Genomic DNA, 26,500 nt, shown 5'->3' with positions numbered 1-26,500 from the left:
CGCTCGTTTGTAGTTCGGGTCATGCAGATCTATGACAGCGAAGTCTCCATTCCATCAGCCAGCCTGTCAGCATTGAGAGAGACAGGCCGAACAGCAGGATCGGCACGTTGTAAAATAGTGTGTTCGTGTATTGGTTCAGCCAACCAAAACGGTATACTGCCGAATTCGGATCATTCGTAAATCCATTGAGTTGCATACGTAAGTCATCGATGATACGTAACTCCAGAAAGACTGACAACACACACAGTAGGAGAGCAATCAAGGGTACACAGACATGCACCTTTCCTCCCCAGCGCTGACGCTGATCATATAACCACCATTTGGACAAAGTTGTCGTCCAGATACATAGAATCAGGAAGGTCAGAAGAGATGGTGCTAACACAAGAAGTCCCAGGTTACCGTTACCAGACACTCCTCTACCAGGCTCATGCTGGAAGGTTAATCCACGAACAGCGCCGATCATAAGTATGTTCCAGATGAGGAAGATGAAGTATGGCTTGTTGATTCTTTTGATGCGACTCATATCTGCTTCCCCCTAATATAATCCATTACCCGCAACCGAGTAGTCAGGATTAAGGTCTGGGGAATGAGCACAAAGACAATATACATAAGTACAATTAGCCATAGATGTGCGGCAAAATGTTCTGCACCGAACGATGGTTTCGGACGTTCAATCCAATACCACCAACACGGGATGGCAATAAACCATGTCAATCCTGTCGAGAGGAACAAGTCTTTCACATCGCTCCATAGAAAGCAGAAAACCGCGACGAACAAAATAGGACCTGTCCAAGAATCCAATATCGGGCCCCAGCTCTGGAATACAAAGATAATGGCAGGATATAGAAGATTGATGGTCCAGCGCCATATCAAATTGTTATAGATATACATAATTCCCCCCAGTTCGGAAAATAAGGACGATTAATAAGGGTACTGAGCTTTGCGTCGATCTTCGCGGTCGGCCTCTTCCATCTTCCTTATATATTGTTTTAATTGTTCTTTGTGTGCTTCTAACTCTGCTAATTTGGATGTAGTTCCTTCAAGAAATGTCGACATTTTTGCAGACAACTGTACTGCAGACTCCCCCTTCCAATCGTGCAGTCTTCCATATATGTTTCGCATCTGCTGTTCCTGTTGAATCAAGCGTTGCTGCAACTGTTCACACTGCTGGATCGCTCTTCTCAAATCTGACAGAGAGACAGATATTCTCCCCATATGTACACCTCCTGTAGTTCATTGCAACTAAACTATTATCGATCTGCCAGAACAAAATCCTGTCTTTTTCGTTCGATATAATCTGCGATCTCTGTAATGGATTCTTGGTACCACCGATTGACCCGCTCCAACGTTGCTGTAGCATCATAGGCAATGGGTGTAAAGGACTGGCTCTCACTTGTTGATATATGCGCTTGAAACATCTGGATTGAAGAGCGCGCATCATTGGCAAAACCATGTAGACTATCCCGCATCTGTCTGGAAGCATGTCCAAGCTCCTCAGGTGTTAGCTGAATGGTGCTTCCGTGTTGGTCGCCAACATAGTACGCTGAGTTCTGTCTATTCATATCGACTGGGCTGATTCCTAGTAATGCTGCCGCAAGTTGGCCAAAACCTCCCATAGCAGAACCATGCTTCTCGACAAGCGTATTCATCGCTTCCTTAAACTCTTCTCTTGCCTTCATCATCTCTGAATAATTTTCTACTCTAGGCTGACCATCCACACGTCGCCCATCTATCGTATACAATGTATTACTTATGTTCCCTTTCTCATCGAATGTAAAATGATCCATACTATGTGTTCTCTGACCCACTAGCATGGAATCCAAAAACTTAGATAGTACACTTTGTTCTCCGGATATAGACGGAACACGAATAAATTCAAACGACCACTTGTCACCAAACAATCTTTGTTCCCACCACGTCTCCCGAGGTGCCGGTAAGAACATGGGGATGGTCTCGTATCGATTAGCATCTTCAAAAGTCGAATTGATATAATAAGTAGCACCGACATGCTGCTCAGCATTCTTCATACCAGAACCCACAGAATCCCCTGGATGGACATAGGCCACATTCGTTTTCAAATAATCTCCGTTCCGAACCTTTTCTTGTAAATCATCAGGAAGTAAATGCACAATACTTGGCGGATTATAACTAGCTGACGATATTCCATTACGAATCGCCACATATTCCGCCTGAGCACCTCCCAACGAGTGTCCAGTCGTTGATATATCAGCTTCTGGGTACTCCTCCTTCACTTTATCAAAGAGGTTCATTGCCTGAACAAATTGATTATTCTGATACCTAGACTCAGCCTCAATAAAAGGCATTTGTTTATGCAGAGGTAGCGAGGCAATCTCTTCCTTATATTGCTCCATATAATTGTGAGTTTCCTCCAAATTCTTGGTTCGATTACCCACAACATCATTTAAATCAGTCTCCCAGTCTGTTAGTACACTCCATTTGGGACGATCAGGTGGTTCAGTTCCTCTATAACCAATAATAACTTGATTATTATCCTCATTGTAAAACACTGAAGCATCAAATCCCGAACCATTCGTATCGTGGAGTATTGCTCCCTTCGGTTCAACTATTGTCCAACCTGGAAGATTTTCATTTTTATATCCGGATGATGGTAATTCTCGTATGTATACCTCATCAGCAATGGTCCAATAGGTCTTATCATTTATGTATGTCATGATACCCCACCTTGTCTATTACAATAATTTGTATTAAAGTGTCTTTAGAGTTTATTTCCATAAAAGGAGAATTAACGCTTATGCAAATAAAGCCTATAGCTCTGACCGTACTTATTTTTCTATTCTTATTAGGAGGATGTTCAAGTATGTCTACCTCAGAGAAGCAAAGTATTGTAGAAACAGCTACACCAATAAGTGTTCAGTACATAAAGAAATACTATAATGCGGACTTTATTGTAACGAGTCACGATATTGATGATCCTTCCATTCATTCACGTCTATATCTATACGGTCATATAACGGGACATGAGGATGAACGTATCACAGTTTCCTATAACTACGACTCACAGGAGGTTATCAGTGTACAAGGACCAGGCTGGTTTATCGATAGTCGAAATCCAAAAAAGGAAGTACCTTCTTCCCCAGAAAAAACAGCAAAGTAATATACCAATGTTAATGTTTCATTAGGAATGACCTGGAGAAAACGTCCAGGTCTCTTTTTTTGCAGTTGTTAGACGTAGTTTATTTGTAACAATTTACCTGTATTTATATCCATTTATTATAAATCAATATCTACACACCCGAAAACACATGCCTGCAAAAATAAGTAGAAAGTCTGTAATATGAGTTTAAATAGCAAATAATAATGAATCCTTCTAGGCCATTTTTACCAGATAAAATCAGTGATATGCTTAATTATGGGACAGAAATGAAGAGAAGAAGCATGATTTTGGATATTATAGCTCATACTACCTTCAGGAAAATTATCGAAGGAGTGACAGCATGAGGTTAAAAAGTATCATCGCCGTTGGAGCCGTGTTAACCTGCTCATCTCTGTTATGGGGCTGTGGTAATGGCACTGCGAACAATGCTTCCCAGCAACAGAATGACACCGTTCGGTCGGAGAGTTGGAGCGATCCCAAACGACTGGAAGCTTCCCATCTTGAGGCGCTTGAACGTATGGAGAAAGACCATATTCACCGAATGGTTTCGCTTAGTGCAAGTACAGATGGAGACAAAGTAATGACCACACTTGAACGGTCGAGCCAAAAGTTGGAGGAAATGAGACCGCTCGCCGAAATGCTCCAACATGAAGGACATCCGGCATTATTACAGCGAATCCAGGACATGTCCGGTGATATCCAAGGTTCCAAATCCGTCATTGCTGAGATGAAAAATCTGCCTCAGGACGGTAAAATTAAGATTCAGTCCGAGAATTCTGATTCCTTGCATCACATCAGCAGCTTCCGCGATTACCACCAGTATATTCAAGAGAAAATTCAAACATTGAACAGGAATACTACTGATATACACTAATCAGTTATAGCACTGCTTACCCAAGGAAAGTAAAGAGTTAGGTAGGAGGATCACTTCCTATCTGACTCTTTACTTATGAGCAGATTTAGACAATTACTGTATCCTACTGCAACCTTCCATGAATCGTACGTATCTTCTGTTCCTGTTGTATCAGTCGTTGCTGATCAGCGATTACGAAATCTTCTCTCCTTCATACAAATTAAGATAGGGCAGTTCCGAAATTTCCTTATATGTTTTATCAGTTATATAGGTATCCATAAAAACTCTTCTCTGTTTACTGATCTAAAAAGTTAAAGTATATTATAATGTGCTAAGTTAACATATATAGGAGGTTAAAGATTATTTTTAAAAATATTCAATCTGTATCTTTTATACTTATAATCTTATCCCTTATATTGGGAGGATGTAACTCTATAACGAATCAAGACAAGATTATTGAAGAAGCCACTCAAGTGGGTCATCAATACTTCATCAATCACTATAATACTAAAGTGGAATTCATTGATCATAAATTTATGCCGAAAGATCTTAGCCACAATATTAGTTTGAGTGGACATGTTAAAGATCATAAGGAAACCGAAATCACTATCCTAATTGATTATGATACATTTGAAGTTCAAACAGCTGTTGTACCGAAAGAGTTACTCGACAAGAAAATCAAATAAGTTCCAACAAGGAGTGGTAGATGTGCTCAATAAAAAATATCGTACACCTCTAACCCTATTAATATTGATTAGTATAAGTATCACTGTATTTTGCGGTTGCATGTCCAACGAGCAAAAAGAAATTGTACAAAAAGTCGAAATCGCAAGCCTAGCTTATTTTAAAGAAACCTATGGAATTGATGTTGAGTTTACAGGCCACAAATTCATTCCATCTGACTTGTCTCATACGGTATCACTAACGGGGTACGTAAAAGGGAATAAAACTCAAGAAATATTTGCAATGGTGGATTATGATACTTATGAAGTCAAAACAGGCTCAGCACCTGATGACATCAAACCTCTTAAGTAGATGTATGAGCCTAAAAGAATTGATAGTACCCAAGAGCCTTGTAGAGATGCATGGCTCTTGGGTCAGATCAGTTGTACTTCGTTATATGCAAAAGGTTAGACAGTGACGAGTATTCCTCCCCCCCTCACTGTCTAACCTCACCTCTCTGCTACTCACTCGCACCCAGATACGTCAGTAACGCCGCCAGCGTCATCACAATAAAGATGTGAATCCATACGTTCGCAGCTCCATACGTCATGTTGAAAAACCCCAAATAGGTGAACGAGTCACCTCCGTGACTCACCAATTGGAATATAAGTAGCATACACAGCAGAATACTGAATACGACCACTGTCAGCGCTCCGGCTTTTACCCTTCGCTCCTCATCCATCCGAAAAATCAACAAAGCACCAAATACGATCGCAATAAAAAACACAATAAATAACATACGGGGTCCATCCTCCTTATCTCTCTAGCTGTCCACTACTCTACCCATAGAGATACCCAGATGAACATGCTAAATAACAGGACTGGTGCAAGTGCACCTGTGGCTAAGATGATCCAAAGTGTCACGGGTTTGATCCTTTGGCAGTATGTATCAACTTTGCGCATCCGATCTTTGCGCCACTTGGCAAACCTGAGCCGTCTGACCAGCCGACTCAGAACTATTTGCCGCTGCTCGCCCTCTTCGAATTCATCGATCGCACGCCGCAACTCCTCGTATAATTGAGCCTCTTCCTGACCAGCCACTGTAGGTGTACTCATCTGACCCTTCCTCCCATAAGAACATTATTGAGATATAGCCACTACTTAAATAACACATTACAGACCTTCAAAGTTTGAGGTTTTTTCAAAAAATGGACAATCCAAAAAGCCCGGGCATAGCCCAGACTTCGTAGAATCATGTTAGAACTATTTAACTGAGTGCTATTTAGCTCGCGTTAGCAATCAATGTATTCAGGCATACTGCACCCTGTGCGCGCACATTAACGACGATAATCGGCGTTTCCAGCATGTCGTGCATCCAGGACATATACTCTTCTACTTTTTCGTTCGGAAGGATCGTCAGAATAACCCCTGCGAATCCACCACCATGAATACGACAAGCGCCATCACCCAGGTTTTGCAGATAATTCTCGGTCAGTGCCAGCGCGATGCCAATCTCCTGTTCCTTCACAGCACCACTCTGATATACATTCTGCAACCACTTCCATGATGAGTTACCGGACGCCGTAATCAGTTTCAAGAAATCAGCAAAACGTCCATCCCGCAACGCTTGAACTTGACCATCGACACGATTGTTTTCCTCCAGGAAATGAAGCGCACGTAGCACGGCACGATCCCCAGCAGCTTCACGAACCTTCTTGAGGTTGGCGTAGATTGCGTCAGCTGTAATTTCCCGAACATACTCACTACCCAGCGCCTGAGCAACCGCTCTCATCTCATATGGCACAGCAGCGTAATCTTCCGTCAGATCGGCGTGGTTACCACCTGTATTCACAATGACCAATGAGTAACCGTTCTGTTGGAAATCCCATTGAACAGGCTCGATAACCGGCTGTGCAGGATTCTCAAAATCAATGGCAATCAGTCCGCCGTACGCACAAGCCATCTGATCCAGCAGACCGGAAGGTTTGTTCCAATAGTGATTCTCCGCATACTGACCGATTTTGGCCAAGGTGACAACATCCAGTGCTCCATCATTATAGAAGTGATTCAAAATCGTACAGATCAGCATCTCAAATGACGCCGATGAACTGAGTCCTGATGCCGAGAATACGTTACTGGAGATGTACGCTTGGAAGCCGCCAACCTGGTGTCCAAACTCTCCGAATCCCGCAGCCATACCGCGAATCAATGCTGTTGTGCCATCGTCTTCCGTATTTGGCGTGAGATCCGTGAGATCGATTACATATTTCTTGTCGTAGCCTTCCGAATAAAAAGTAATAACCGATTCTGCCGTTGGCGCAGCCACCGCAAGTGTATCCAGCGTAATGCTGCCCGCCAGGACTTTACCATGGTTATGATCTGTGTGATTGCCGCCGATCTCGCTACGTCCTGCTGCGCTGAACAACTTGCTTCCTTCTTGCGCGCCAAAGTACTCTTCGAACGTTGCGTTCAGCTTCGTGTAACGTGCAGTCTGTTCTTCTACTTGTGATTGTCCATACATTTGGGCAAGCAACGCTTGGCCCTCCGTGGATTGGATCAGATTCAATGGTTTTGTCGTCATTAATAATCCTCCTATGGATATGCAGCTTTTATTTTTAGACTGTTGGTGAACATGGTTGTTGTGTCTGTTTCATGCCTTATTCCTCTCCCATTATCTCAGCTTCGTAGCGGAAAAGGTAGGGTAGAATTGAAAGTTTGTAAGCGTTTTGTGAAGTTATTTAATGTAAAAATAGGATTGAAAACCATTTTAGAATAACTTAAATTTGGTTTAAGTGAAAACACATTATCTTCCAATCTTAAATTTGCTATGCTTTACATCTTATTGGTGGAGGGAACGATGAAAATCAAGTCGAATTATACCAAGTTATTTGGCGCATTTTCTCTTACATTTTTGGGTGATGGACTTACGCTTGCTGCAGTTCCTTGGCTTATATCAACCCTTACAAGCGATACGCTGTATGCCTCTGTCACCATGACGGCACTTCGTTTACCCTGGCTTCTCTTCAGTCTACCCGTGGGTGTCCTCATCGACCGATACTCACGCAAACATATGCTGATTGGCGCAGGCTTTACGCGAATGATCCTTCTGCTTGTCCTAACGTTATGTATCTGGGGGGGATGGGTGAGCATTCCGATTCTGGCTCTGTTCATGTTTGGTATTGGCCTGAGCCGAGTTGTATTCGACAGCACAGTGCAGACGGTCATCCCACAACTGGTAGATGAGAGTAAGTTGGAGAAAGCGAATGGGCAGTTCACCGCCGGACAGTTAATCACAAGTGATATTCTGGGCGTTGCTCTGGGAGGGTTCATTATAACCCTGCATATTGTTTTCCCTTTTGCCATAGACGCCGTAACAGCTGTTATTGCTCTGCTCTTTTTGATCAGTTTGAAGGGAAACTTCTATCCAGGGGATACGGAAACAACCAAGAAGGAAGTTCGCCCGATGAAGAATTGGAAACGCGAGATGTGGTCCGGTATTCAATATGTCTATCATGATCGTTTTCTCCGCGGACTAGCCATTCTATCTGTCACCATTACGCTGATGTATTCGGTCATTCTGGCTACTCAGATCTTTTTTGTACGAGATGTGCTTCAGTTGGATGCTTTTGCATTTGGTATCCTCATCTCCATTGCAACAATCGGCAGCATTGTAGGGAGCCAGGCTGTTGCTTATATGCGTAAGAAATGGAGTACAAAACAATTGATTATCTCCTCCATTTGGTGCATGGGAATCATCTACGGTGTGGTGGGTCTAACTACAAATGCATATATGGTAGGCGGACTGTACTTCTGTGCTGCATTTTTCATTATTGTCTACAATGTTACCCGTTCCTCCATCCTGCAACGTTCCGTTCCTAATGAGATGCTTGGCCGGGTCGGAAGTGTGTTTCGCTTTTTGTCCTTTGGGATCAGTGCCATTGGTACGCTTCTCGGCGGATTATTGGTGCGGGTTAGTGAAACAACATTTGATCGTGTATTCTCGCTGCAACTCCCTTATCTCTTGTTAAGCCTGATCTATCTCCTGTCTGCCCTGATATTCGCAATGAAGATGCAGAATCATTCAGAGAGCCAGCAGCGTAACATCAACGCTTGACTGTTACGTTAGGTCATACTTGATAATGATCTCAAGCTTACATGAAGGAGAGATTAAGGATGAAGATTACCGCGTTACGTTCAGATCAAATCTATGAGGAAATCATTCAGGCTGCACCCGATGAGAAATTGGAGTTATACCGCGAGCGAATGATGAGTCCCTTTATGAACAAATGGAACATTCAACAGATCCCGTTTCGCTCTCAAGAGCCTCACGGCTTCGACGTGATTATGATGAATAACTTTATGAATATCGCTCCAGCAGATATCACACCTGAGATTAACGAATCGTTAGCAGCGATCTCGTCTGAAACATTTTGGCAACAGTGTCATGAAGCTGTTCGTACGAGTCTATCTACCTTTACAGATCACGGGATTGAGCTAACGGTCTCCGAATATCTATACACGATTTTATTAGGCGACAAGAATAGCCCTTCACTCATGATGAACGAAGGTATCAGCGGAGATGGTGGAATCCCGGGTTATATTATTGCGAACCTGATCCCCAATAGGTATACTCTACCTCGTATGCAATCCGTGTTAGCCCATGAATGCAATCACAACATAAGGTATCAATATATCCAGTGGAATCCACAGATTACGCTTGGGGAAATGGTTGTTAGTGAGGGGTTGGCCGAGAGCTTTGCGACATCCCTGTATGGAGAAGAGTGGTTAGGCCCCTGGGTAGCTAAAACGGATATGGAGACATTGAATAAAGTAATCAAACCGAAGATGAAAGACCAGTTGCATGTCACCGGTTTTGACCAAATTAATCCGTATCTATACGGCGATGAACTTGCCATCATGCAAAACTTCACGCCCGTAGGTATGCCCTATGCGGCTGGCTATGCCTGCGGTTATCACTTAATTCAATATTATCTGAACAAAACAGGTACACCGATTACCGAAGCAACCATCACTCCGGCAAGTGTCATCCTTGCTGAAACAAAGGACTTTTGGAATGAAGGCACCCTATTTCACCGTTAAAAATATCATTCAGATTACTGGCATCACCAAACGCGCATTACATTATTACGATAAAACGGATCTATTAAAACCGAGCAAAGTCGAGGACAATGGCTATCGGTATTACGATCAAGAGGCACTGGGGAATCTGCAAATGATCCTCTTGTTCAAAGAAATGAATTTCTCATTGAAAGACATTGCGGCCATGATGCAACTCTCCAAAGAAGAACAGAAAGATATCCTGAGAGAGCATCGCAGTACACTGGTTCAACGCAAACAAAAGCTCGAAACCATCATCGACCAGTTGGACGAGTATGTGGATGGGACGGATATCTCTCATCTTAATCTGTTTGATGACTCTTCCATTCTGTCTATTCAAGAGCAATATGAAACTGAGGCAAAGTTCATTTACGGAGATACCGAGAAATATCAGGAATTCGAAGCTAATGTGAGCCAGCTGTCTGTGGAAGAACAAGAAAAAGCCTACCAGCAGTTCTCGGTCAACATGGAGCAGGTATTTCGGGAATTGGCGAAGCATCAGGATCGGTCCCCTGCTTCTCGTGAGGTACAAGCATTAGTGCGTAAATGGAAGAGTTGTCTGGAGCAGTTTATGGTCTGTGATGATGAGATTCTGAGGTGTATAGCAGAAGCCTATACGATGGATCGTCGCTACGCGGGTTATTTTGATCAGTTTGGCGATGAGGATTTTTTGAGGTTTTTGTATCAAGCGATTATGTTTTTTATACAATCGGCATCGAACAGATAAGCTTTCGGGTGAAAAGAAGTACCCATACTTCGCCACAAACGTGTCTCAATTCGTGGATCAACCTCACAGAGCGCCCGTAGTCCTTCCGGCTGAGTGATATACAAATAATCTCCCGCGAGCATCCGCACCCCGGACTGCATGATAAAGGACGTCATAATATAGATCCCGGATGCATGCTGCATCCGGGCAATCAGTTCGTCTGCCAAGTTATCTATAATGAGTTTAACGTTAAGCTTCGTCGACATCGATCAGATACACCCGTTCCTGGAATCCACCGCGCGCCTCGGCTTTGTCTGCCCGTAGCTTATCCAGCTGCCCCGCATTCGCACCATGCACCTCCGCCAGCGCCCGAATCACTTCGAGCATGTCTGCCAATTCTTCCAGCGCTTCCTGATCGCTTGCTGCTTTTACATACTCATCCGATTCTTCTTGCAGCTTCGTTCTTAACTCTTGCTTATACTCCTCCGGGTCCAGAATGCGTGTGCGGCATTCCTTACCGCTGGATGTGATAATATGCGGAATCTTGTCCCGCACCAATTTGTTATATGTAGGCATGTGGCATAACATCCTTTCTGCTGTGAGAGCCTTCGAGCCTCGCGCCAGAATCTCCCTTTTTGCCATCATACCACTTGCTATTGGGAGGGATGGGTTGATTTTACAAAGCAATTGGACTGGAATGAGGAGATAGAAATAACCCATTTCAACTCGTATTCGAGTTGAAATGGGCTTTCTGCCATTATTAATGTCTATTTTTCTGCATCAAACTCTGGTTCAGAAGGATTCTAAGCCAACAGTTTTGAGACAATAATATACGTATCCATCATTTCTTTATCAATCTCGACCAAGCAAGTGTCATCATCCATAGCTGGTTCATAACCAATTCTAACTTTCTCAATTGCATACTTGTTCTTAATATCAAGAATATACTCTATTAACTTCTGAGCTTTTAACGTTGTCTCTGAATTTTCTCCGCTGAACAATTCCTCTTCAGGAAAATTAATTACAATATCTCCAGATTCCTCATCAAATGAAAATACAATCATCACATCGTTAAAGGTATGACCCAGATTAAGATGAGACAATAATATATTCCCCGTTCCCTTAGGAGAAAGAACCTCTTCAAGGCTCTCTATTTGCTGAAATTCAATATCGTTTTCACTACGGTTATCATAAAAGTGAGAACTTTTGATCCAATCCGCCGGAATGTTCAAGTCATTCTTAATGAATTGATCCAGATTATTTTTGTTAAAATCAATTAAAATGATTTCTAAACTTTCCACAATACAAACCCTCTTACATCAGGTAATTCTTCATATCACATTAATTCGGTATTGTAGGCGGATGTAGTTGCTTATGTTCCAACTCAAACCATTGCTCAATATGATTACATAACAATGGAATGTCCTGAATGGCTTGCTCACAGATTTCTTTATATGAATCTTGAAGCACTTCCTCAAGTTCCAAATTCACCTGATATGCCTCAGTTTGTTTAGCATGGTGCACATCCGCCGGCTCAATAACGTAATTTTGGTTTTTGGTTAACGGACTAACATGGATCATCCACTCAAGGTTGCCCTTAAAGTGCTGAATACAATGCTTTAATTGCTCGTAAAGCTGATCAGCGTTATGGAATCTAAAATAAAAACCCGCAGGTTTCTCATATATCCGATTCGGATTATACATCTCTGTTCTATTCCATTCATACGAACCTAATTTGGCCAAGGTATACGCCATAAGTTCCGGTGCAAGCACCTCTTCTTTGTTCTTCATATAAATACTTTTTGACACCATGCCACCCACTTGAGAGTCCGTTTATTCATTTGTTGAAAACTATGTTTTCCTGATACTTTCAATGATCTTATTCTTGCATACCTGCCTGCACAATTGTATTCTCCATCATGGTCAACAATAAAAAAATTTCCTGTTACATCTGAAAAAGTAACCATCTCAGAAAGTTGTTTTTTCTTAAAATCAAAGATGATATTCTCTAAGGTTTGCCCCATATCCACTCACCATATCTGTTATGAGGCAAAGTAATTACTCACGATCTCTGTTAATTCATCATTTCCAAGTTCGATGTTGGTCAAGTAGTATACAAAGAATTCATTGATATGTTCTTCTTGAAACAAACTCAAATATTGGAATGTAGCCAATAATATATTATCCTCTGGATAACGATTTTCTTCCAGCCTCTTTTTGGCAAACTGGATCATTTCGTTCGTAAACGTGTCACACTTCGTCCTGATTAACGTATTTAAGACAAAGTAAATCTCTTCCTCGTTGTTACTCTCCAGAATATCTTTGATTTCGGTATCATCTAACTCTTCAAGATATAATCTAGCCTTAGATTGATTAAACGCCCGTAGAGCCTTGGGTTCATCATTGTAAAACTCTTCCCAAAATGTCATGTATGCAATCTCTCTTGGCAATCTGGCTGATGATTGATTAGGCTTATCTAAGATAGTCCAGTCACCATTTAACTTATCTGAAACTACATTAAATAGTGACGAATCATAAGGAACAACCCGCATAGCATCATTTTCAATCCTGTAATACGTATCTCCTGAAGGAGCAGACTCTATTTCAAATACGATATATTTTTGATCAAATGATAAATTGGTTTGTAATGCTAATGTATCTTTAAGCTGAACTCTCATCATCTCACTCCAATTATGTTAAAGTCACCATCTATATCTATGATCCAATACAAATCATCTTCGTCTGCCCTAAGCTTCTTGGGCTTGAATACTTTCAACTGAAGGGATGGGGTGATTTTGTAAAGTAGTCGATTGGATTGAGGAGATAAAAATAGCCCATGACTACTCCGTATAGGAGTTGAAATAGGCTTATGTTTTTAACATTATTCTTCAATGGATTGAATCGCATATTCTATATCCTGCTCCATATCCAGATCAGGATACTTCTTTTGCAGTTGAATGAGACAATCTATAAATGCTGGACTTTGGAATTCAGAAGATAGATCTTCAAATATCTCACTCAGCCAATATAAATTTTCTTCTCCGCATTGATTTAGAAATGATATGGCGCTCTGCTCATTCTCTTTTAGAATGTCTACCATCTCATTCCATATCGTTTGAATAGCTGGATCGTCTGGGTGTAAATCTTTTCTCTTCTTTACTAATGAGATAACTTTTTCACTGTAGTCTACCAAGTTTTACTCTCCTCACGGTTGTCTTGAGTTATCTGGAGTAATCGTTCCGATCTGTCCATCGTTCTTGATCACTCCTACTCTAACGTTATTATAGTTTCCAAACATCCATTCACCGTCACCCTTAACTCTATTCTCAGGCAGATTTGCTACATGCTCACCTGACTTTTTGATATCTTCCGATGTCCATTCCTTAGGGAACCATGCTTGGCCCTCTCCACTTCGCTTTGCTTTATTTTTGTGATTAGGTATATTACCAACTCGTACACCGTTTTCATATTCTTTAGTAATGTTAAATGCGATCTTATTTTTAAGTAAGTAATTAATATTATCTTGACCGTGACCACCATTGATCAATCTATTTTTAGAATTAAAATCTCCAAGTGAAGCATGGTGAATTCTCTCATTACTTACTGTAATTCTTCCACCGATCATACCTTTTGGGAATCCTAATCCTTCTTTCGGAACCTTATAACCCCTATTATACATTCCAGTAAAAGCCAATACGAGCTTAGCAGTCTGTAGACCTCCTATAGAAACTGCTGCTTGCCATGCTGGTATGGATTCTCCAGTTACGGGATGATGACCTTCCTTAAATGCGCTGATCTGTTCATCATATATATCTCCCCCACTAGACACCGGTTGCTTAGGCCCAGCCCTCATTTCCTCATAGGTACCACCCTGTTCCCAATACTTAACAAACTCCTTTTGCCCTGGCATCCCATCCTCTGCTTCACTGGCAGGCATGTTAACTCCAAACAAAGGGTTATATACCATTCGTCGTTGTTCTTCTGTGTTACTTATATTATGGTTCATCATTGTATGGACAGCAATCTGTCCAGCAACGGCTCCCAAGCTCACCTGTTCCTGATCTGCTTGTTCGAATCTCTCGGCAATCGCGAACAGATCTTGGGATGACTTAACCATACTTTCCAGTGCTCGGTCCAATACTGGACGTGACTGCTGAAAATCATAGAAAAATCGTTCCTGCGTTGCTCCCGCCCACTGAGACTGGATGAATCCGATCCGTGCGGTCAGGTCATTACGTATACCCTCCAACTGCTGCCTACCCTGCTCGATCTGTCTGGATACATACAACAGTTGCTCTGGTGTCACCTTAATTGTACTCATATCATTCTCCGCGTTTGAAATAGGATTTTACCATGTTAGCAGAAGCTTGATGTATATACATCCTTCTAACATCCTAATATTTCCTTTCTCACCATAACAATATTTCCAACAACGTACTTCATAGGTCCTAATTCAAAGGAAATCTTCTTAATCTCTTGATTTAATAGAAAATAATTAACAAACACACCAACGGGCACGCCGTTAACAATGCCGCTGTAAAACTGATCTGTGCCGCGACTCGTCCTCCGGTAAACTCTTGCCGTGAAAAGAACATCCAGATCGAGAGGTACGTAGCGCCTAGTGGGAATGAAATTATCCCTCTAAACGTACTCGGTTCCATGTATCCAGTCATCATGCTTTTACCAATTAGGATTAATGTAACCAATTCCAATATAGATAATATAAAAAACGCGATAGCAATCACTCTTTTCAAAATGTACACCTACTTTCCAGACGCAAAGCAAAGAGCATCCTTTGTATTCTCTGCATCATATATCCTTTATTTGGATGATATCATCTTGTAAGCGTAACATAGATAAATCAAACATTTAACCCAAATGATCAATTAAAAAAACATCTTACTCGGATGAATCCTTCATCAAACGTGCAGATAGATCATCCAATATCTCTTTCGTTCGTTGAATAAGACTTTCGATGTTGTTTAGTTTTAGTGGTTGATCGTGTGGACAATCCTCCAAAGATGACATATGTTGCATCGTGCCGATGAACAAGGCAATATCTAGTCCGGGTTCAGTCTCCGTATGCACTAAAGGCAAGATTTCATTCATGGTGAGTTCTTTGGGTGGATGAACTGAATGATACTTATGGATATAAAGCGCCTTAATCATGGAGGCTAGAGCCCAATCACATAGAATTAGACAGGCTTTAAGCTGATTGTGATTACGCATGATGACGGCAAGTCTGAGATGATACTTAGCATGTTGGTGATAGGCCGTTATTGTGGTACATAGCATGTGGTAAGCAGGAATGTGTTTGGACCTAGGTTGTGTGGAGATATCATGGTCTTGCAAACGTGGGGTAAAATCTACTTGGTGATTACAATGTGCTCCGGTTATGGACCAATTTCTTGCCATTGTCATCCCTCCAAAGAGTTAATACCAGTATTATACAATAAATTGATACATATAGTAATCAAATAAATTATTTGTATTCTTCGTTTGGTGTTTACCTTGAGGAAACTTGTCTACACTTTTGAACATAGAGAGGTGAATACCATGAACGAGGACAGAGAAGTTTTGAAGCTGGTCGGAGCTAGAATTCGCGCACTACGCAAAGAAAGAGGCTATTCACAGGAATCCCTCGGAGAAAAAGGTGGATTTCATTTTTCATACATAGGACAGATTGAACGTGGAGAAAAGAATGTTTCTTTGGTGAATCTGGCTAAAATCGCTGAGTCACTTGAAGTAAACTTAATACAGCTTTTTGCTTATGTAGACGAGGATTTTCATTTCACAGAGTCAGAAGTAGTTATACAGGAGATTTTAGAAATGTTAAGAGATGCCTCCCCTGACAGTATTCAACTAACCAAAAATGTGATACGTGAAATCTTAAAGTGATCTTGAACATAAAAATAACAAAGGCAAGGCAGCTTACAAGCTGCTTTGCCTTTGTTTCTCCGTCATTTTATTAAGGTCACTCAGATAGCTTTCGTTTTTCTACAAGTAGGGTAGCTACTACATCCCCAAAATTCCGCCCCAGCTTTATTCTTACGTTTAACCATTGCAGCACCACAACTGCACTTGATATTAGATACGGTTTTAGATAAAGATTGCTCTTTCTTGGTCGTAGTAGTTTTTACTTTTCTATTGGAAGGCGTCCATTTCCCCCAACTGCGTAGCTTGCTGTCTACTAAACCACCGTGCCAATAATCCACTTTGAATTGATCTGCTTCTTTTCTTGCTGGACCCGTAAGATCAGATGTCGTCACGATCAGAGACAAAATACAGTCATGATTCCTTTTCGCACCTACCAGCTCACGAACAGTCATTACTTGCACCTTATTATGATCAGCATAGCATTTTGCCTGAACCGCTGTTTTTTCGCCACGCTTATCAGTGATAACCAAATCTACTCCACCATCCCTACCTCCAACACCAACTTCTTTTACCGTATAGCCATTGTCTCTAAAATAAAGTGTCAATAGCCGCTCGAACTCTGCTCCCGTCATTTTATCTAATGGTAAAGTTAGAATTATTTCGTCAGATCTGCACGTAGAGGAGGAACGATTAAATCCAGTATTCGCAGATTTTTTGGTAGTCTGTTTCTTCCGTGGTTGAGACTTTCTTCTTTTTTTCTTTTTAGAAGGCTGTAACAGTCCAGCAACAACTGATAATGTAACAACACCAATAACGAGCCATATAATTTCATTCATTCACTTAATCTCCTTAGATAGCTTTCATACTTTTAGCAATACGAAGTATAGTTTTTCATTTTCATTAAAAAAATCTTTTGATACTTTAACGTAGTAGGTGTATTCAATTTCATCATCAGACATCCAGGATAACTCCAGTAAAACCATTCCATCCTCATAACCAACCCACATATCTGCCTTTACTCCGCTATCGAGTTTTAAACTTTGATATTTCATCGATTCTGATACTGAATCTTCTATACCTTCGAAAACATGACTGCCATATACTCGAATATCAATATCCGGGTTGCCCACATATAGCTGCTTACCATCTCCATTATCTGATTCCTCTCCTGCTATCCAATCACCAGGATAACTAATACTGAAGCCGAATCTGCTGTTATGATATGTGGTCCACTCTACGATAGTAAATGGCACGGATATATTGCTGGTTATGATAAGGGTAGTTGGAACCTAGGTACCTATAACAATGTTCAAGCTAACGCAGAAAGTCATGCAACAAATACACAGATGGGGCCGTTTAGATTTACAAGTGTATCTTATAAAAATTCAAGTGGAGTTTGGACTGTAAATGATACAGCCCCAACCGCTGGTAGCCCTTATTCGGTCAGTAAGACCAATAATGCAAATTTCCGAGTCTATGGACCTTAAACTTAATCTTTTATAAGGAGGATAATGATAATGAGAAATAAAAAGTGGTTTCTTGTCGCAGCAGCAGTTATCGTCCTAAGCGGAGCATTTTACATGAACTCTATTTCTGCTGAAAGTCCTACCCAACTAATCCAAGATCAGCTTATTAAGGAAGGAGTGGTTATTTCTAAAATCACCACCCAAGAGAAAAATTTAAAATTGGAAACAAAATCAACTTCTACTTCTGGAGAAGCAACCATAGAGGATATTAAAGCCATCCGAAAAATCCGAAATGAAGTAAGAAGTGGTGTTAATGGAACCTCACAAATCCAAAATGTTGATCTCACGATCACAGGCAAAAATGGTCAGAATATATACAATGGTGTTTCTAATGACATTACCCGAATACCAGACTTCTCATCTAAGATTGTGGGTAAGCTCGATTCTGAATCAGTCCAGAACGCTATATATAGTGAACTGAAGGCAAACGGTGTAACTGTGGAATCGGCGAAAGTTACGGATAACGAGCTAGGTGGAAAGTTCGCCTCGATTGTGCTTACAACGGAAATCTCAGAGGTAAACAGTCTTGTTCCTAAAATTGAGCAATGGATCACAGCGCTTAATGATTCTGATGGCATTGGAGTTTCTCAATATGAACTGACCATTAATGATGAAAGTAATCATTCAACGTTATTATATTTGACAACAGATCTAGTGTACCGTGATTTTTATTGGTGGCAGTCCCCTGCTCTAGGCGATGAAGTTTGGACAAAAAACAAACCAGAAAGTCAAGAATCAGCTACTAGTAAAGACAAGGTTCCAGCGACAATTGAAGAAGGCATACATGCTGGGCCCTCTGGATCAGATAACAATGGGTATGAAGGGCCTCAATTCAAATAATAATAACGGCTTTTATCTAACTCTCGTTTGAAAGACACAACACTCTCTCTGGATTTGAGGAGTTTCTGTTGTGTCTTTTGTTATTACATATAACTCACACAATACACTTATTCGCCACTGTCACCATCTTCGCAGACATCTCTTCCCGCAGTCGCCATACGAAGCTCATCGGTTTGTTCCCCTCATGACTCACATAATCGGCTTCGCCCAGAAACACAAACGGAGACGTATAGCCATGCTCCTCCTTATACTCCCGCACGAACAGCACGATCCGGTTGCCCGTCTCTCGATGATGAATATATCGCTGCGCTGTAGCCGTATGCTCGGACACCCGGCTCTGAGTCTGCCAATGGAAGAGACGCTCGTTGATCGCATAGTCCTCATACAGCGTGGAGGGTGAGAAGTCTTTGTCCGATTTGTTCAACGTAATGAAGAAAATATCAGTCTGCTCATTGGCAAAATACTTCACGCCTTCACGGAAGGCGGGTGATTGCTCAGCGTTCCAGTAGCCAAAGGCGGCAAGCACTTGGTCTATTGAGTACATACAGTGGATATCCAGTGGACAAGTGTACGGAAACGAATTTCTTTTATCCACAAATCGTAGATGAGCCAGATTATATTTGAAAATATCCACAAGCTCTGCTCGGAATGCCTCAGAAGAAAGCACACGCTGCACACCCTCTTCGATGCTGCTCAGTCCTAGCTTCTCGGGCGCAGCCCGATGGAAGGTGTAATAGAACATGATCAACATGCGCCGTTCATCGGCGGTGGTTGCTTCTTTGCCTTTTTCAACAAAGTCGATCAGGAACGTCAGCCAGCTTCGGGAGTTGATCGTTAACACAGATGGCAATCTGCGGATGTACTCTTCGTGTTCATCTTCTATAGGTGCTGTTAATCCGGCTTCGGCCAACATGCCACGGAAATACCTTTTGCCCGTGCGTCCACCATACAATTCATATAGTGTCATCCCGTGATGCTCTACAAAATGAGCCAAGGTCAGTGGCAGTCCAGTGTCTTGTTGGAAGGTTTGAAGCTTCTGGATCAACGCTCTGCGATTACGACTCATCTGCTTGAGGTTGCGCATGACGTATTCCTTCGCTTGTTTTTCCAATTGAATGAACGTCCCACGAGGTAGGTTCGAGAAGCCATTCTCGACGTAGTACGAGATGGAATGTTTGGTAGCGCCGATCAGGGCGCGGAATTTATCCTGGAACCTGTACTCCTGATGCGCTTGTCCGATGAAGTCGAGCACGGTCAGGCACTCTTTGCCTTCCGCCATCCGTAGTCCACGTCCCAACTGTTGCAGGAATACGGTCAGACTTTCGGTAGGACGCAGGAACAGAATGGTGTTCACCTCAGGGATATCCACGCCCTCATTGTACAGATCCACGACAAAGATCATGCGCAGTTCCCCGTTCACCAGCTGTCCTTTCGCAGAATGACGTTCCTGTTCGCTCGACCCGCCATGCAGGGCTATGGATGGAATGCCGACTTCGTTAAATATTTTTGCCATATACATCGCATGATCCACCCCTACGCAGAAACCAAGTCCCTTCACCTCGTCCAGATCGGTTACGTATTTGTTCAGACTTTGGATGATCTGGTTGGCACGGATTTTGTTATGAGTGTAGAGCTTTTCCAGCTCGTTCAGATCGTAGCCTTTACGCGACCACTTCACCTGAGATAGATCGACAGTATCGGTGACGCCAAAATATTGAAAAGGACTCAGTAACTTCCGATCAATCGCATCGGTCAGACGGATCTCGGCGGCAATCGTATGATCGAAGTAGGCGGTAATGTCTTTGCCATCCATCCGTTCCGGTGTCGCAGTAAGTCCCAGCAAAATCTTCGATTCGTAATGGGACAACAGCTTCTGGTATGAAGGAGCAGCCGCATGATGGAATTCATCCACAATGATGTAATCGTAATAGTCTGGGCTGGTGATCTCCGTCAGCTTCATGGAGTTAAGACTCTGAATACTAACAAACAAGTGATCCAGCGCCTCTGCTCGGTAATTCCCGACATGCAGCTCACCAAAGTTCATATCCTTCAGGATATACCGGAACGTGTCCCGACTTTGCTTCAAGATTTCTTCCCGATGGGTGACAAAAAGAAGCTTAGCTCCCGCATGGCTTGCCCGGAATCGCTTGTAGTCGAAGGCAGAGATGACTGTTTTGCCAACGCCTGTGGCGGCGACGATCAGGTTGCGGGTTCGTCCATACAGCGTACGCTCGGCGTCCAGCTGTTCCAGCACTTCTTTTTGATAATCGTAAGGCTGGATGTCGAGGTGAAAGTGGTTGGACTGATCTTTTTTACGATTCAGAGCCGCCTTCAACTGTGCCTCATGCCCTTCATCCTCAGCTACATATCGCGTGAATTCACGGTCATTCCAGTAACTCTCGAAGGTCGCTTCAATCTTGCGCAGCACGTCGAGTGAATCCTTCTCCGTCACCTTGAGGTTCCACTCCATACCACTGGTCAGCGCTGGGTTGGATAGGTTAGAGGAGCCGACATAGGCAGTAGTGAAGCCAGTATCACGGTGGAAAATGTACGTTTTGGCGTGCAGCCGAGTCACTTTGGTATCATACGAAATCTGAATCTCCGTGTTAGGTAATTTGCTAAGTTCAGTGATGGCCTTCAGGTCGGTCGCCTCCATATAGGTGGTCGTGATAATCCGCAGCTTCCCGCCACTAGCCGTGAACTGTTGAAGCTGTTCCAGCAGAAGGCGGAGCCCGCTGAATTTGATAAACGATACCAGCCAATCGATCCGATCGGCTGTCACGATCTCCTTTTGCAACTCTAATAACATACTCGGTTCGGACTTTGCACCTGTGAACAAAGAGCTTTGGGAGATCGGTGTATCTGGACGAACGATCTTGGTATCCCGGACCGCACGAATGCTGTTCAGCTTGGAATACACATGGGTCAACACTTCCCCCTGCTCATCCAGTTGCAATTCATTGTACTCTTCTTCCCCCAGCGTACCTTTCAAGGTAGCAATAATCTCATTACACGTTCGAATCTGCGCCAATACTGCCGTTTTATCTTCCGTCTGTTCCCGCACAATCCTGAGCGCTCGCCGGGTTACCGCCGCCAAATACGTGGACAGCAGCTTGCGCGCTTCCTCTGCATCCAACTTCTCGGTGCCAATGTGATACACATCCGGGTCCAGCTCCGAAATCTCCTGCCTCGTGATTGTGTTGATAAGCTGTTCATATATGCCTTGTTTCATGAATGTACCTCGTGTGGGTGTAGGATGGTTGTGTATATGTAGGTGATTTCATTACATGCTTGGTATTGGTAAATATGGTCTCTACTCTATTATCGTCCAGCATGGGAAAAAATTCATTAGTTGTTTGTATATAAGAGAAAGGAGCACTCTCTATCGCCTCTGAACGGCAGGAGTACTCCACTTTTAGTGTGAGCTATTATGAAATTAACATTATCAAACTGCTTCCTGCCCAAAGTAAGTACCCAACTTGAATCGTGACATACATGATGTATTCTATAACCGTTAATTTCCTTTGCCTTTTGATTTTACGTAGCTCTAGAAAGTAAAAGAAGGTACCAATGAGTAAAAGAATCACTGCAAATTCATTAATTATTTCTAGGATGGATATACTCCTCATCTCCTTTCATACCGTAGAACCACTTAAATTTATTAGTCATCAAGCATACTCATAAGTATCATTCGTACCTTGGATTGAATGCGTCTCTCCAAACATCATCATCAACGAAATCTACATTATTCTCTTGAAAATAATTTCGGCTCTCTTTCTCCAGATCATTCAAGACTTTGGGCCAATCATTCTCGTTAGTTTCCTTGGATTCAAAATCCCCAACAATGTTCAGCCATCGCTGGTTTAACTGCTGATACTCCTCGATCCTGGCTTTAAGTTCGGGTGTTACAGGATAACTGGTTATGTCCAGTCTCTCGAATGTCATTCGTATGCGGTGAAGTGTAGGTGGCATTACATCATCTTGACCTAGATCGTTTGTGAATAAAGATGCGGGTTTTACCAGCCAATTGGCTTCTTCACTGAAAGTTAGATTCATCATGTTATATTTATTAACAATCTGCGTCATATCTGTAAAGTTGTAATAGAGCTGGCTGGCTTGTTCTCCATCCTCAACCATCTCGTTTGTTATTTTCACATTCTTAAGTATTCGCTCAAACAAAATATCATTATTTATAATCGCACTTTTCATATCAACCATATCTTGTCGTACATTCATCGTTAGGTACTGTTCATACATTCTTTTTTCTTTATATAGACTATAGGTTAGAACAAGTAAAAATACAAAGCCAATGCAGCATCCGATTATTAAAGTTCGTTTTTTTAGTATCATAGCGAACCGTTCTCCTAGGATTTTATAGTAAGAAGCACCTCTACGTTTGCCTGGTAGAAGTGCCTTTGAGTAGTATCATTATTTCATTACCTGCTGCTTTTTTTAACTTGATAATTCCTTTTCAATATAAGGACGGTCAAGTAAAAGAAGAAGGCTTGGAGTTAGGTATTTAGTTTGATATTCATCCAACCGATTATTAACCACCAACAGACCATTCTCCATTCTAAGTAGTTGAGTAGAACCATCTTCTAGGAATAAAAGATTTCCCTCAGTATGTTTTATTAGCTTACTAATAATGCTGAAAATATGCTCTATACCTTCAGAAAAAGTACTGCCAAACAATTGAGTTCTAATGCATACATTCACATCTAAGTTATAATGCTGTCGAACAAAAGTGATATCAGAAATATCCTCAATTTCAAGATGCAACGTAAAAAATCTACTGCCAATTACTATTTCCTCTGCATTACTTTGGAATGAAGCTTTCTCAACAACCGATTCAGTGACATATTGCTCGATCAGTTTCCCCAAAGAATTACGATCGAGCTTACTTTGTAAAAATATTTCATAGTCCATCTATTAATCCTCCCCAAACACCCGTGTTATGTTACCATCCTTAACGAATAAAATCTCTTTCAGATTTTTCAAATCTCCGGTTGGATTTGCTTTTCTGATAATTCCTTGACTAAGTTCACTAACTTTTTCAGTGGGAAACTCATCTAGGTTAACAACGATTCTTTCCGCTTGCGTTTTAGTTTTCGTTGCTATGTTTCGAAGAATATTATCTACGTTTGCATCTTCCTTAGGCGAGTAACAGTCAAAAACCTTACCGTGAATTAAAAAGTCAGGATTAGAAGTTGCCTTGATTCCATAGCCATTTCCGCCATTTATTTCGTCTAACATTTTGATTTCATAACCTTGTTCAGCTAAGAAGTCAGCAGTTTCATTTTGTTTCTTTATCCCATGAGAATCACCTACTCCATAATTTCCCGTTGGTTTGCTTCCCGAGGGTAGGGTAGGCTCAGTCATATCTCTATTACCTGTCCCGCCTTTCCCCTTCTCCGACTCCGGCTTTCCTCCGCCCGACCCAATGTCGTCCTTCGAACGTAAAGCTTTGCCAAACAAAACATACGCCAAAGCCTGCCCAGTCATCGCTCCACCGTAATACCCTGCACCACTCTTATCGATCTGTTTCTTCTGCTCTTCTACAAATTGCTCTATATCTGACCTCGCTGTTCCTGTACCCCAAGCGGTATCCCATGCAAACTGAATACCTCGCCCAACGTCTACAACTTTGCCCACTGTCATGGCATATGCCACACTGCCTATTGTACTGAACGGGTTATCGAAGAAAGCTTCTGCCGTCTGCCCCATTCCCGTTATTGTTTCTCCTACTGATTTATCAAGCAGCCCTACAGCGAAATTGCGCTTCAGCTCTTCTGGAATGTACAGCGCGACCTCACCTGAGCCGTCCGTTGTTCTAAAGTTCATGGCGATAAACGTTAACTCTTTCTGGATTTCGTCCAACAGCCCGAGTGTAGTCGGGAACACTTCTTTCACCTGCATAAAATCCCAAAAGAATCGCTCTCCTGTCACACCCGACCAATCGGATTGCAACATATAAATGGATTTCTCCAGTTCCCAGACCATTCGCTCCAGTTCCTGTTTCTTCTGCTGGACCAACCGGGCCTTTTCCTCCAATAGATCGGGATGTACCTCGATTCTCTGCATTTCCTTATCACCCGCCAACCTGACCGTAGTTTATGTACCTAAATTTTAACAAGTGAGAAGGAGGATTGGAATCAAACGGAAGGATCATTTCCTCAGAGGTTATCCGGTAGTTGGGCAACAACCTGGGTAACTATTTTTGCACATTAATGCATGGATGAATGCTGTTGAGTCGACTGGATATCTTGTACAAAAAGAAAGACTTCTATCACAGATAGAAGTCGCACAAGATAACGATACAGTAGGATTAAATCTTCTTTAAGACACTACAAATTGTACGACAATTGGAGTCCCATCATTTAATGCATCTCCACCGGGAATTGTAATTGTAGTCGTCGTAGCCGAGGACGTATCTGCTGTTTGCATAAGGCCATTAATATAAAGATTGTAGTAGTTGTAGGTGCCTGGAAATGCGGTTGCAGCTACACCAGCGTCGTTTGTAAAGGCAGTCGCAGCAATGGCAAACGTTACCCCAGTGCCGGTCCCATCACCAATGGTTGCAGCAAATCTTAAACTGTTCTGAAATGGTGTCACAAGTGGCATGTTTCTCACCTCCTACCTAACATAGTATATGTGGTAGGTTTGGGAGTAGTGAAGGCAAAGGAACCAGCAACTAAAACCAATTTTAACCATTTATGATATTGGCTGTTATTATAATTATCTCTATAGTGATAGGTGTCCCTGCAAAGATCACACCGTTTTGTGACGAAAAAAACAACCTCTCCGCACTTACACTGTATGAGTTTCCTGGTTGGACGATCCCGTTTATATAAAGATTGTTGAAACTAGTAAGTCCACCCCCGGCAAATTCGGTTATGCTGTCGCCATCGTCATTTGTGAATTCTGTGGCAGAAATTATAACCGAGTTCGACAAATCCAGATCGGTGTCCGGAAAATAGAAGTAACGGTTTGCCCTAGGAATGATTTCAATTCCGGGTACGCTGCCCGGCGGACCTTGCTCACCTTGGGGACCCGTTGGTCCTTGGACTCCGGGAGTTCCCGGTTGACCTGGCTCACCCTGAGGACCTGCGGGACCCTGCGCTCCGGGAAGTCCTGCTTGACCCGGTTCACCCTGAGGACCAACAGGACCTTGCGCTCCCGGAATTCCCGGTTGACCCGGCTCAGCTTGAGGGCCTGCCGGACCCTGTGCTCCGGGAAGCCCCGCTTGACCCGGCTCACCCTGAGGACCTGCAGGGCCTTGCGCTCCGGGAAGCCCTGGTTGACCCAGCCCGCCGTGAGGACCAACAGGACCCTGTGCTCCGGGAAGCCCCACTTGACCCGGTTCACCTTGAGGGCCTGCGGGACCCTGCGCTCCGGGAACCCCTTGTTGACCCGGCCCGCCGTGAGGGCCTGCGGGGCCTTGGGCACCGGGCACACCTTTCGTTCCAGGGAAGCTCACAGTCTCCAATTCACGTTGTCTCAACGGAGCGAGCAGGGGGGTAGGCTCACAACATACCGGGTTGCTGCCTCCCCCTCTCGGTAATGCAATGATTTTTTTGTCACGGGCCATTTTCTGTGATTTTAATGGACGCTTCAGTGAGCAGCGCTTTCTCCGATTAGATCTACGGATAATATGGCATCTCTTTCGTTTTCCCAAGTGTTTGTTTCTGCATTTCGGCGTAGAACGACTGGGCCTTAATTTGTTGAGGGTGGCTGTCCTCTTGTTCAGATACTTCAAAATGGTCATCTCCTTAGGCCAAGGC

The 26,500-nt window shown here is 42.7% G+C and carries 32 protein-coding genes; 8 read left to right on the top strand and 24 right to left on the bottom strand.

Annotation, left to right across the window (positions count from 1 at the left end):
• Positions 1 to 19: 19 nt before the first annotated feature.
• From PAEAM_RS02765 to PAEAM_RS02750, 4 genes are read right to left on the bottom strand one after another with little or no spacing between them, the layout of a single operon-like run.
• Entirely contained in the window at positions 20 to 523 is a 504-nt protein-coding gene (locus PAEAM_RS02765) for a hypothetical protein (protein WP_100526555.1), read from the bottom strand.
• Positions 520 to 891, bottom strand: a complete 372-nt coding sequence (locus tag PAEAM_RS02760; RefSeq protein WP_100526554.1) for a hypothetical protein — start codon at positions 889 to 891, stop codon at positions 520 to 522. The genes PAEAM_RS02765 and PAEAM_RS02760 overlap by 4 nt, the downstream gene beginning before the upstream one ends.
• A 30-nt stretch (positions 892 to 921) precedes the next feature.
• A complete protein-coding gene (locus PAEAM_RS02755) occupies positions 922 to 1,215 on the bottom strand; it encodes a hypothetical protein (RefSeq protein WP_100526553.1) in 294 nt (97 codons plus the stop codon).
• A gap of 35 nt (positions 1,216 to 1,250) precedes the next feature.
• Positions 1,251 to 2,693 carry a lipase family protein gene (locus PAEAM_RS02750; RefSeq protein WP_100526552.1) on the bottom strand — a complete coding sequence of 481 codons (1,443 nt, stop codon included), beginning with the start codon at positions 2,691 to 2,693 and terminating at the stop codon, positions 1,251 to 1,253.
• A 146-nt stretch (positions 2,694 to 2,839) separates the two neighbouring features.
• Here PAEAM_RS02750 and PAEAM_RS02745 point away from each other — a divergent pair, with 146 nt between their 5' ends.
• The 3 genes from PAEAM_RS02745 to PAEAM_RS02730 all read left to right on the top strand — a co-directional run bounded on the left by PAEAM_RS02745 (position 2,840) and on the right by PAEAM_RS02730 (position 5,024).
• Positions 2,840 to 3,136 carry a hypothetical protein gene (locus tag PAEAM_RS02745; RefSeq protein ID WP_243391246.1) on the top strand — a complete coding sequence of 99 codons (297 nt, stop codon included), beginning with the start codon at positions 2,840 to 2,842 and terminating at the stop codon, positions 3,134 to 3,136.
• 340 nt (positions 3,137 to 3,476) lie between these two features.
• Complete coding sequence (locus tag PAEAM_RS02740; protein WP_100526550.1) at positions 3,477 to 4,010, top strand: hypothetical protein; 534 nt, start codon at positions 3,477 to 3,479, stop codon at positions 4,008 to 4,010.
• Between the two features lie 687 nt (positions 4,011 to 4,697).
• Entirely contained in the window at positions 4,698 to 5,024 is a 327-nt protein-coding gene (locus PAEAM_RS02730) for a hypothetical protein (protein ID WP_100526548.1), read from the top strand.
• 148 nt (positions 5,025 to 5,172) lie between these two features.
• Here PAEAM_RS02730 and PAEAM_RS02725 read toward each other — a convergent pair whose 3' ends face one another.
• The 3 genes from PAEAM_RS02725 to PAEAM_RS02715 form a co-directional block, all read right to left on the bottom strand.
• Positions 5,173 to 5,451, bottom strand: a complete 279-nt coding sequence (locus PAEAM_RS02725) for a hypothetical protein (protein WP_100526547.1) — start codon at positions 5,449 to 5,451, stop codon at positions 5,173 to 5,175.
• Between the two features lie 35 nt (positions 5,452 to 5,486).
• Positions 5,487 to 5,768 carry a hypothetical protein gene (locus PAEAM_RS02720; protein WP_100526546.1) on the bottom strand — a complete coding sequence of 94 codons (282 nt, stop codon included), beginning with the start codon at positions 5,766 to 5,768 and terminating at the stop codon, positions 5,487 to 5,489.
• Between the two features lie 166 nt (positions 5,769 to 5,934).
• Complete coding sequence (locus PAEAM_RS02715; protein ID WP_100526545.1) at positions 5,935 to 7,233, bottom strand: galactokinase; 1,299 nt, start codon at positions 7,231 to 7,233, stop codon at positions 5,935 to 5,937.
• Positions 7,234 to 7,509: 276 nt separating this feature from the next.
• On the opposite strand from PAEAM_RS02715, the gene PAEAM_RS02710 reads away from it, so the two are divergent.
• From PAEAM_RS02710 to PAEAM_RS02700, 3 genes are read left to right on the top strand one after another with little or no spacing between them, the layout of a single operon-like run.
• Complete coding sequence (locus PAEAM_RS02710) at positions 7,510 to 8,766, top strand: MFS transporter (protein WP_165789811.1); 1,257 nt, start codon at positions 7,510 to 7,512, stop codon at positions 8,764 to 8,766.
• 59 nt (positions 8,767 to 8,825) lie between these two features.
• Positions 8,826 to 9,752 carry a DUF2268 domain-containing putative Zn-dependent protease gene (locus PAEAM_RS02705; protein WP_100526543.1) on the top strand — a complete coding sequence of 309 codons (927 nt, stop codon included), beginning with the start codon at positions 8,826 to 8,828 and terminating at the stop codon, positions 9,750 to 9,752.
• Entirely contained in the window at positions 9,727 to 10,497 is a 771-nt protein-coding gene (locus tag PAEAM_RS02700) for a MerR family transcriptional regulator (protein ID WP_100526542.1), read from the top strand. The genes PAEAM_RS02705 and PAEAM_RS02700 overlap by 26 nt, the downstream gene beginning before the upstream one ends.
• On the opposite strand, the gene PAEAM_RS02695 is transcribed toward PAEAM_RS02700, so the two are convergent.
• From PAEAM_RS02695 to PAEAM_RS02655, 9 genes are all read right to left on the bottom strand, one after another.
• Positions 10,455 to 10,742, bottom strand: a complete 288-nt coding sequence (locus PAEAM_RS02695; RefSeq protein ID WP_243391245.1) for a phospholipase D-like domain-containing protein — start codon at positions 10,740 to 10,742, stop codon at positions 10,455 to 10,457. The genes PAEAM_RS02700 and PAEAM_RS02695 overlap by 43 nt on opposite strands.
• Positions 10,726 to 11,052 carry a nucleoside triphosphate pyrophosphohydrolase gene (locus PAEAM_RS02690; protein ID WP_047841785.1) on the bottom strand — a complete coding sequence of 109 codons (327 nt, stop codon included), beginning with the start codon at positions 11,050 to 11,052 and terminating at the stop codon, positions 10,726 to 10,728. Before PAEAM_RS02690 ends, PAEAM_RS02695 begins: the two co-directional genes overlap by 17 nt.
• A 227-nt stretch (positions 11,053 to 11,279) precedes the next feature.
• Positions 11,280 to 11,777 carry a hypothetical protein gene (locus tag PAEAM_RS02685; RefSeq protein WP_100526541.1) on the bottom strand — a complete coding sequence of 166 codons (498 nt, stop codon included), beginning with the start codon at positions 11,775 to 11,777 and terminating at the stop codon, positions 11,280 to 11,282.
• A 40-nt stretch (positions 11,778 to 11,817) separates the two neighbouring features.
• Complete coding sequence (locus tag PAEAM_RS02680; RefSeq protein ID WP_100526540.1) at positions 11,818 to 12,267, bottom strand: hypothetical protein; 450 nt, start codon at positions 12,265 to 12,267, stop codon at positions 11,818 to 11,820.
• A complete protein-coding gene (locus PAEAM_RS02675) occupies positions 12,264 to 12,506 on the bottom strand; it encodes a hypothetical protein (protein WP_165789810.1) in 243 nt (80 codons plus the stop codon). Before PAEAM_RS02675 ends, PAEAM_RS02680 begins: the two co-directional genes overlap by 4 nt.
• A 12-nt stretch (positions 12,507 to 12,518) precedes the next feature.
• The gene (locus PAEAM_RS02670; RefSeq protein ID WP_133120407.1) at positions 12,519 to 13,157 is read right to left on the bottom strand and encodes a hypothetical protein; all 639 of its coding nucleotides are present in this window, start codon (positions 13,155 to 13,157) and stop codon (positions 12,519 to 12,521) included.
• Between the two features lie 200 nt (positions 13,158 to 13,357).
• Positions 13,358 to 13,669: a hypothetical protein gene (locus tag PAEAM_RS02665; protein ID WP_047841781.1), complete on the bottom strand. Its 312-nt coding sequence runs from the start codon at positions 13,667 to 13,669 to the stop codon at positions 13,358 to 13,360.
• Between the two features lie 12 nt (positions 13,670 to 13,681).
• On the bottom strand, positions 13,682 to 14,797 hold the full coding sequence (locus tag PAEAM_RS02660; RefSeq protein WP_100526537.1) for a WXG100 family type VII secretion target: 1,116 nt from the start codon (positions 14,795 to 14,797) through the stop codon (positions 13,682 to 13,684).
• 578 nt (positions 14,798 to 15,375) lie between these two features.
• Positions 15,376 to 15,891 carry a hypothetical protein gene (locus tag PAEAM_RS02655; RefSeq protein ID WP_100526536.1) on the bottom strand — a complete coding sequence of 172 codons (516 nt, stop codon included), beginning with the start codon at positions 15,889 to 15,891 and terminating at the stop codon, positions 15,376 to 15,378.
• A gap of 141 nt (positions 15,892 to 16,032) precedes the next feature.
• Here PAEAM_RS02655 and PAEAM_RS02650 point away from each other — a divergent pair, with 141 nt between their 5' ends.
• Entirely contained in the window at positions 16,033 to 16,374 is a 342-nt protein-coding gene (locus PAEAM_RS02650) for a helix-turn-helix domain-containing protein (RefSeq protein ID WP_076253421.1), read from the top strand.
• An 80-nt stretch (positions 16,375 to 16,454) separates the two neighbouring features.
• Here PAEAM_RS02650 and PAEAM_RS02645 read toward each other — a convergent pair whose 3' ends face one another.
• Complete coding sequence (locus PAEAM_RS02645; protein WP_076329400.1) at positions 16,455 to 17,189, bottom strand: restriction endonuclease; 735 nt, start codon at positions 17,187 to 17,189, stop codon at positions 16,455 to 16,457.
• 24 nt (positions 17,190 to 17,213) lie between these two features.
• On the bottom strand, positions 17,214 to 17,606 hold the full coding sequence (locus PAEAM_RS02640; RefSeq protein WP_133120406.1) for a hypothetical protein: 393 nt from the start codon (positions 17,604 to 17,606) through the stop codon (positions 17,214 to 17,216).
• A 264-nt stretch (positions 17,607 to 17,870) separates the two neighbouring features.
• On the opposite strand from PAEAM_RS02640, the gene PAEAM_RS02635 reads away from it, so the two are divergent.
• Positions 17,871 to 18,719, top strand: coding sequence for a hypothetical protein (locus tag PAEAM_RS02635; protein WP_100526534.1), 849 nt, complete (start codon positions 17,871 to 17,873; stop codon positions 18,717 to 18,719).
• 94 nt (positions 18,720 to 18,813) lie between these two features.
• Here PAEAM_RS02635 and PAEAM_RS02630 read toward each other — a convergent pair whose 3' ends face one another.
• The 6 genes from PAEAM_RS02630 to PAEAM_RS02600 form a co-directional block, all read right to left on the bottom strand.
• Positions 18,814 to 21,951: a DUF3427 domain-containing protein gene (locus tag PAEAM_RS02630; protein WP_100526533.1), complete on the bottom strand. Its 3,138-nt coding sequence runs from the start codon at positions 21,949 to 21,951 to the stop codon at positions 18,814 to 18,816.
• Between the two features lie 455 nt (positions 21,952 to 22,406).
• Positions 22,407 to 23,069, bottom strand: coding sequence for a hypothetical protein (locus tag PAEAM_RS02620; protein ID WP_100526532.1), 663 nt, complete (start codon positions 23,067 to 23,069; stop codon positions 22,407 to 22,409).
• Positions 23,070 to 23,171: 102 nt separating this feature from the next.
• A complete protein-coding gene (locus tag PAEAM_RS02615; protein WP_047841772.1) occupies positions 23,172 to 23,645 on the bottom strand; it encodes a hypothetical protein in 474 nt (157 codons plus the stop codon).
• Between the two features lie 3 nt (positions 23,646 to 23,648).
• Complete coding sequence (locus tag PAEAM_RS02610; protein WP_100526531.1) at positions 23,649 to 24,800, bottom strand: WXG100 family type VII secretion target; 1,152 nt, start codon at positions 24,798 to 24,800, stop codon at positions 23,649 to 23,651.
• A gap of 255 nt (positions 24,801 to 25,055) precedes the next feature.
• On the bottom strand, positions 25,056 to 25,340 hold the full coding sequence (locus PAEAM_RS02605; RefSeq protein WP_100526530.1) for a DUF4183 domain-containing protein: 285 nt from the start codon (positions 25,338 to 25,340) through the stop codon (positions 25,056 to 25,058).
• Positions 25,341 to 25,422: 82 nt separating this feature from the next.
• The gene (locus PAEAM_RS02600; protein WP_133120405.1) at positions 25,423 to 26,307 is read right to left on the bottom strand and encodes a DUF4183 domain-containing protein; all 885 of its coding nucleotides are present in this window, start codon (positions 26,305 to 26,307) and stop codon (positions 25,423 to 25,425) included.
• Between the last annotated feature and the right edge of the window lie 193 nt (positions 26,308 to 26,500).

The organism is Paenibacillus sp. GM1FR (genome assembly GCF_002803315.1).
Classification (GTDB): Bacteria; Bacillota; Bacilli; order Paenibacillales; family Paenibacillaceae; genus Paenibacillus; species Paenibacillus amylolyticus.
The sequence above is the reverse complement of the archived record's forward strand: the minus strand, read 5'-3'. Positions and strand labels throughout refer to the sequence as shown.

Bases quoted from the DNA above. Each gene is read 5' to 3' on its own strand.
- PAEAM_RS02765 (WP_100526555.1), bottom strand. From the start codon at position 523: ATGAGTCGCATCAAAAGAATCAACAAGCCATACTTCATCTTCCTCATC.
- PAEAM_RS02760 (WP_100526554.1), bottom strand. From the start codon at position 891: ATGTATATCTATAACAATTTGATATGGCGCTGGACCATCAATCTTCTA.
- PAEAM_RS02755 (WP_100526553.1), bottom strand. From the start codon at position 1,215: ATGGGGAGAATATCTGTCTCTCTGTCAGATTTGAGAAGAGCGATCCAG.
- PAEAM_RS02750 (WP_100526552.1), bottom strand. From the start codon at position 2,693: ATGACATACATAAATGATAAGACCTATTGGACCATTGCTGATGAGGTA.
- PAEAM_RS02745 (WP_243391246.1), top strand. From the start codon at position 2,840: ATGTCTACCTCAGAGAAGCAAAGTATTGTAGAAACAGCTACACCAATA.
- PAEAM_RS02740 (WP_100526550.1), top strand. From the start codon at position 3,477: ATGAGGTTAAAAAGTATCATCGCCGTTGGAGCCGTGTTAACCTGCTCA.
- PAEAM_RS02725 (WP_100526547.1), bottom strand. From the start codon at position 5,451: ATGTTATTTATTGTGTTTTTTATTGCGATCGTATTTGGTGCTTTGTTG.
- PAEAM_RS02720 (WP_100526546.1), bottom strand. From the start codon at position 5,768: ATGAGTACACCTACAGTGGCTGGTCAGGAAGAGGCTCAATTATACGAG.
- PAEAM_RS02715 (WP_100526545.1), bottom strand. From the start codon at position 7,233: ATGACGACAAAACCATTGAATCTGATCCAATCCACGGAGGGCCAAGCG.
- PAEAM_RS02710 (WP_165789811.1), top strand. From the start codon at position 7,510: ATGAAAATCAAGTCGAATTATACCAAGTTATTTGGCGCATTTTCTCTT.
- PAEAM_RS02705 (WP_100526543.1), top strand. From the start codon at position 8,826: ATGAAGATTACCGCGTTACGTTCAGATCAAATCTATGAGGAAATCATT.
- PAEAM_RS02700 (WP_100526542.1), top strand. From the start codon at position 9,727: ATGAAGGCACCCTATTTCACCGTTAAAAATATCATTCAGATTACTGGC.
- PAEAM_RS02695 (WP_243391245.1), bottom strand. From the start codon at position 10,742: ATGTCGACGAAGCTTAACGTTAAACTCATTATAGATAACTTGGCAGAC.
- PAEAM_RS02690 (WP_047841785.1), bottom strand. From the start codon at position 11,052: ATGCCTACATATAACAAATTGGTGCGGGACAAGATTCCGCATATTATC.
- PAEAM_RS02680 (WP_100526540.1), bottom strand. From the start codon at position 12,267: ATGAAGAACAAAGAAGAGGTGCTTGCACCGGAACTTATGGCGTATACC.
- PAEAM_RS02670 (WP_133120407.1), bottom strand. From the start codon at position 13,157: ATGATGAGAGTTCAGCTTAAAGATACATTAGCATTACAAACCAATTTA.
- PAEAM_RS02660 (WP_100526537.1), bottom strand. From the start codon at position 14,797: ATGAGTACAATTAAGGTGACACCAGAGCAACTGTTGTATGTATCCAGA.
- PAEAM_RS02655 (WP_100526536.1), bottom strand. From the start codon at position 15,891: ATGGCAAGAAATTGGTCCATAACCGGAGCACATTGTAATCACCAAGTA.
- PAEAM_RS02650 (WP_076253421.1), top strand. From the start codon at position 16,033: ATGAACGAGGACAGAGAAGTTTTGAAGCTGGTCGGAGCTAGAATTCGC.
- PAEAM_RS02645 (WP_076329400.1), bottom strand. From the start codon at position 17,189: ATGAATGAAATTATATGGCTCGTTATTGGTGTTGTTACATTATCAGTT.
- PAEAM_RS02635 (WP_100526534.1), top strand. From the start codon at position 17,871: ATGAGAAATAAAAAGTGGTTTCTTGTCGCAGCAGCAGTTATCGTCCTA.
- PAEAM_RS02630 (WP_100526533.1), bottom strand. From the start codon at position 21,951: ATGAAACAAGGCATATATGAACAGCTTATCAACACAATCACGAGGCAG.
- PAEAM_RS02620 (WP_100526532.1), bottom strand. From the start codon at position 23,069: ATGATACTAAAAAAACGAACTTTAATAATCGGATGCTGCATTGGCTTT.
- PAEAM_RS02615 (WP_047841772.1), bottom strand. From the start codon at position 23,645: ATGGACTATGAAATATTTTTACAAAGTAAGCTCGATCGTAATTCTTTG.
- PAEAM_RS02610 (WP_100526531.1), bottom strand. From the start codon at position 24,800: ATGCAGAGAATCGAGGTACATCCCGATCTATTGGAGGAAAAGGCCCGG.
- PAEAM_RS02605 (WP_100526530.1), bottom strand. From the start codon at position 25,340: ATGCCACTTGTGACACCATTTCAGAACAGTTTAAGATTTGCTGCAACC.
- PAEAM_RS02600 (WP_133120405.1), bottom strand. From the start codon at position 26,307: ATGGCCCGTGACAAAAAAATCATTGCATTACCGAGAGGGGGAGGCAGC.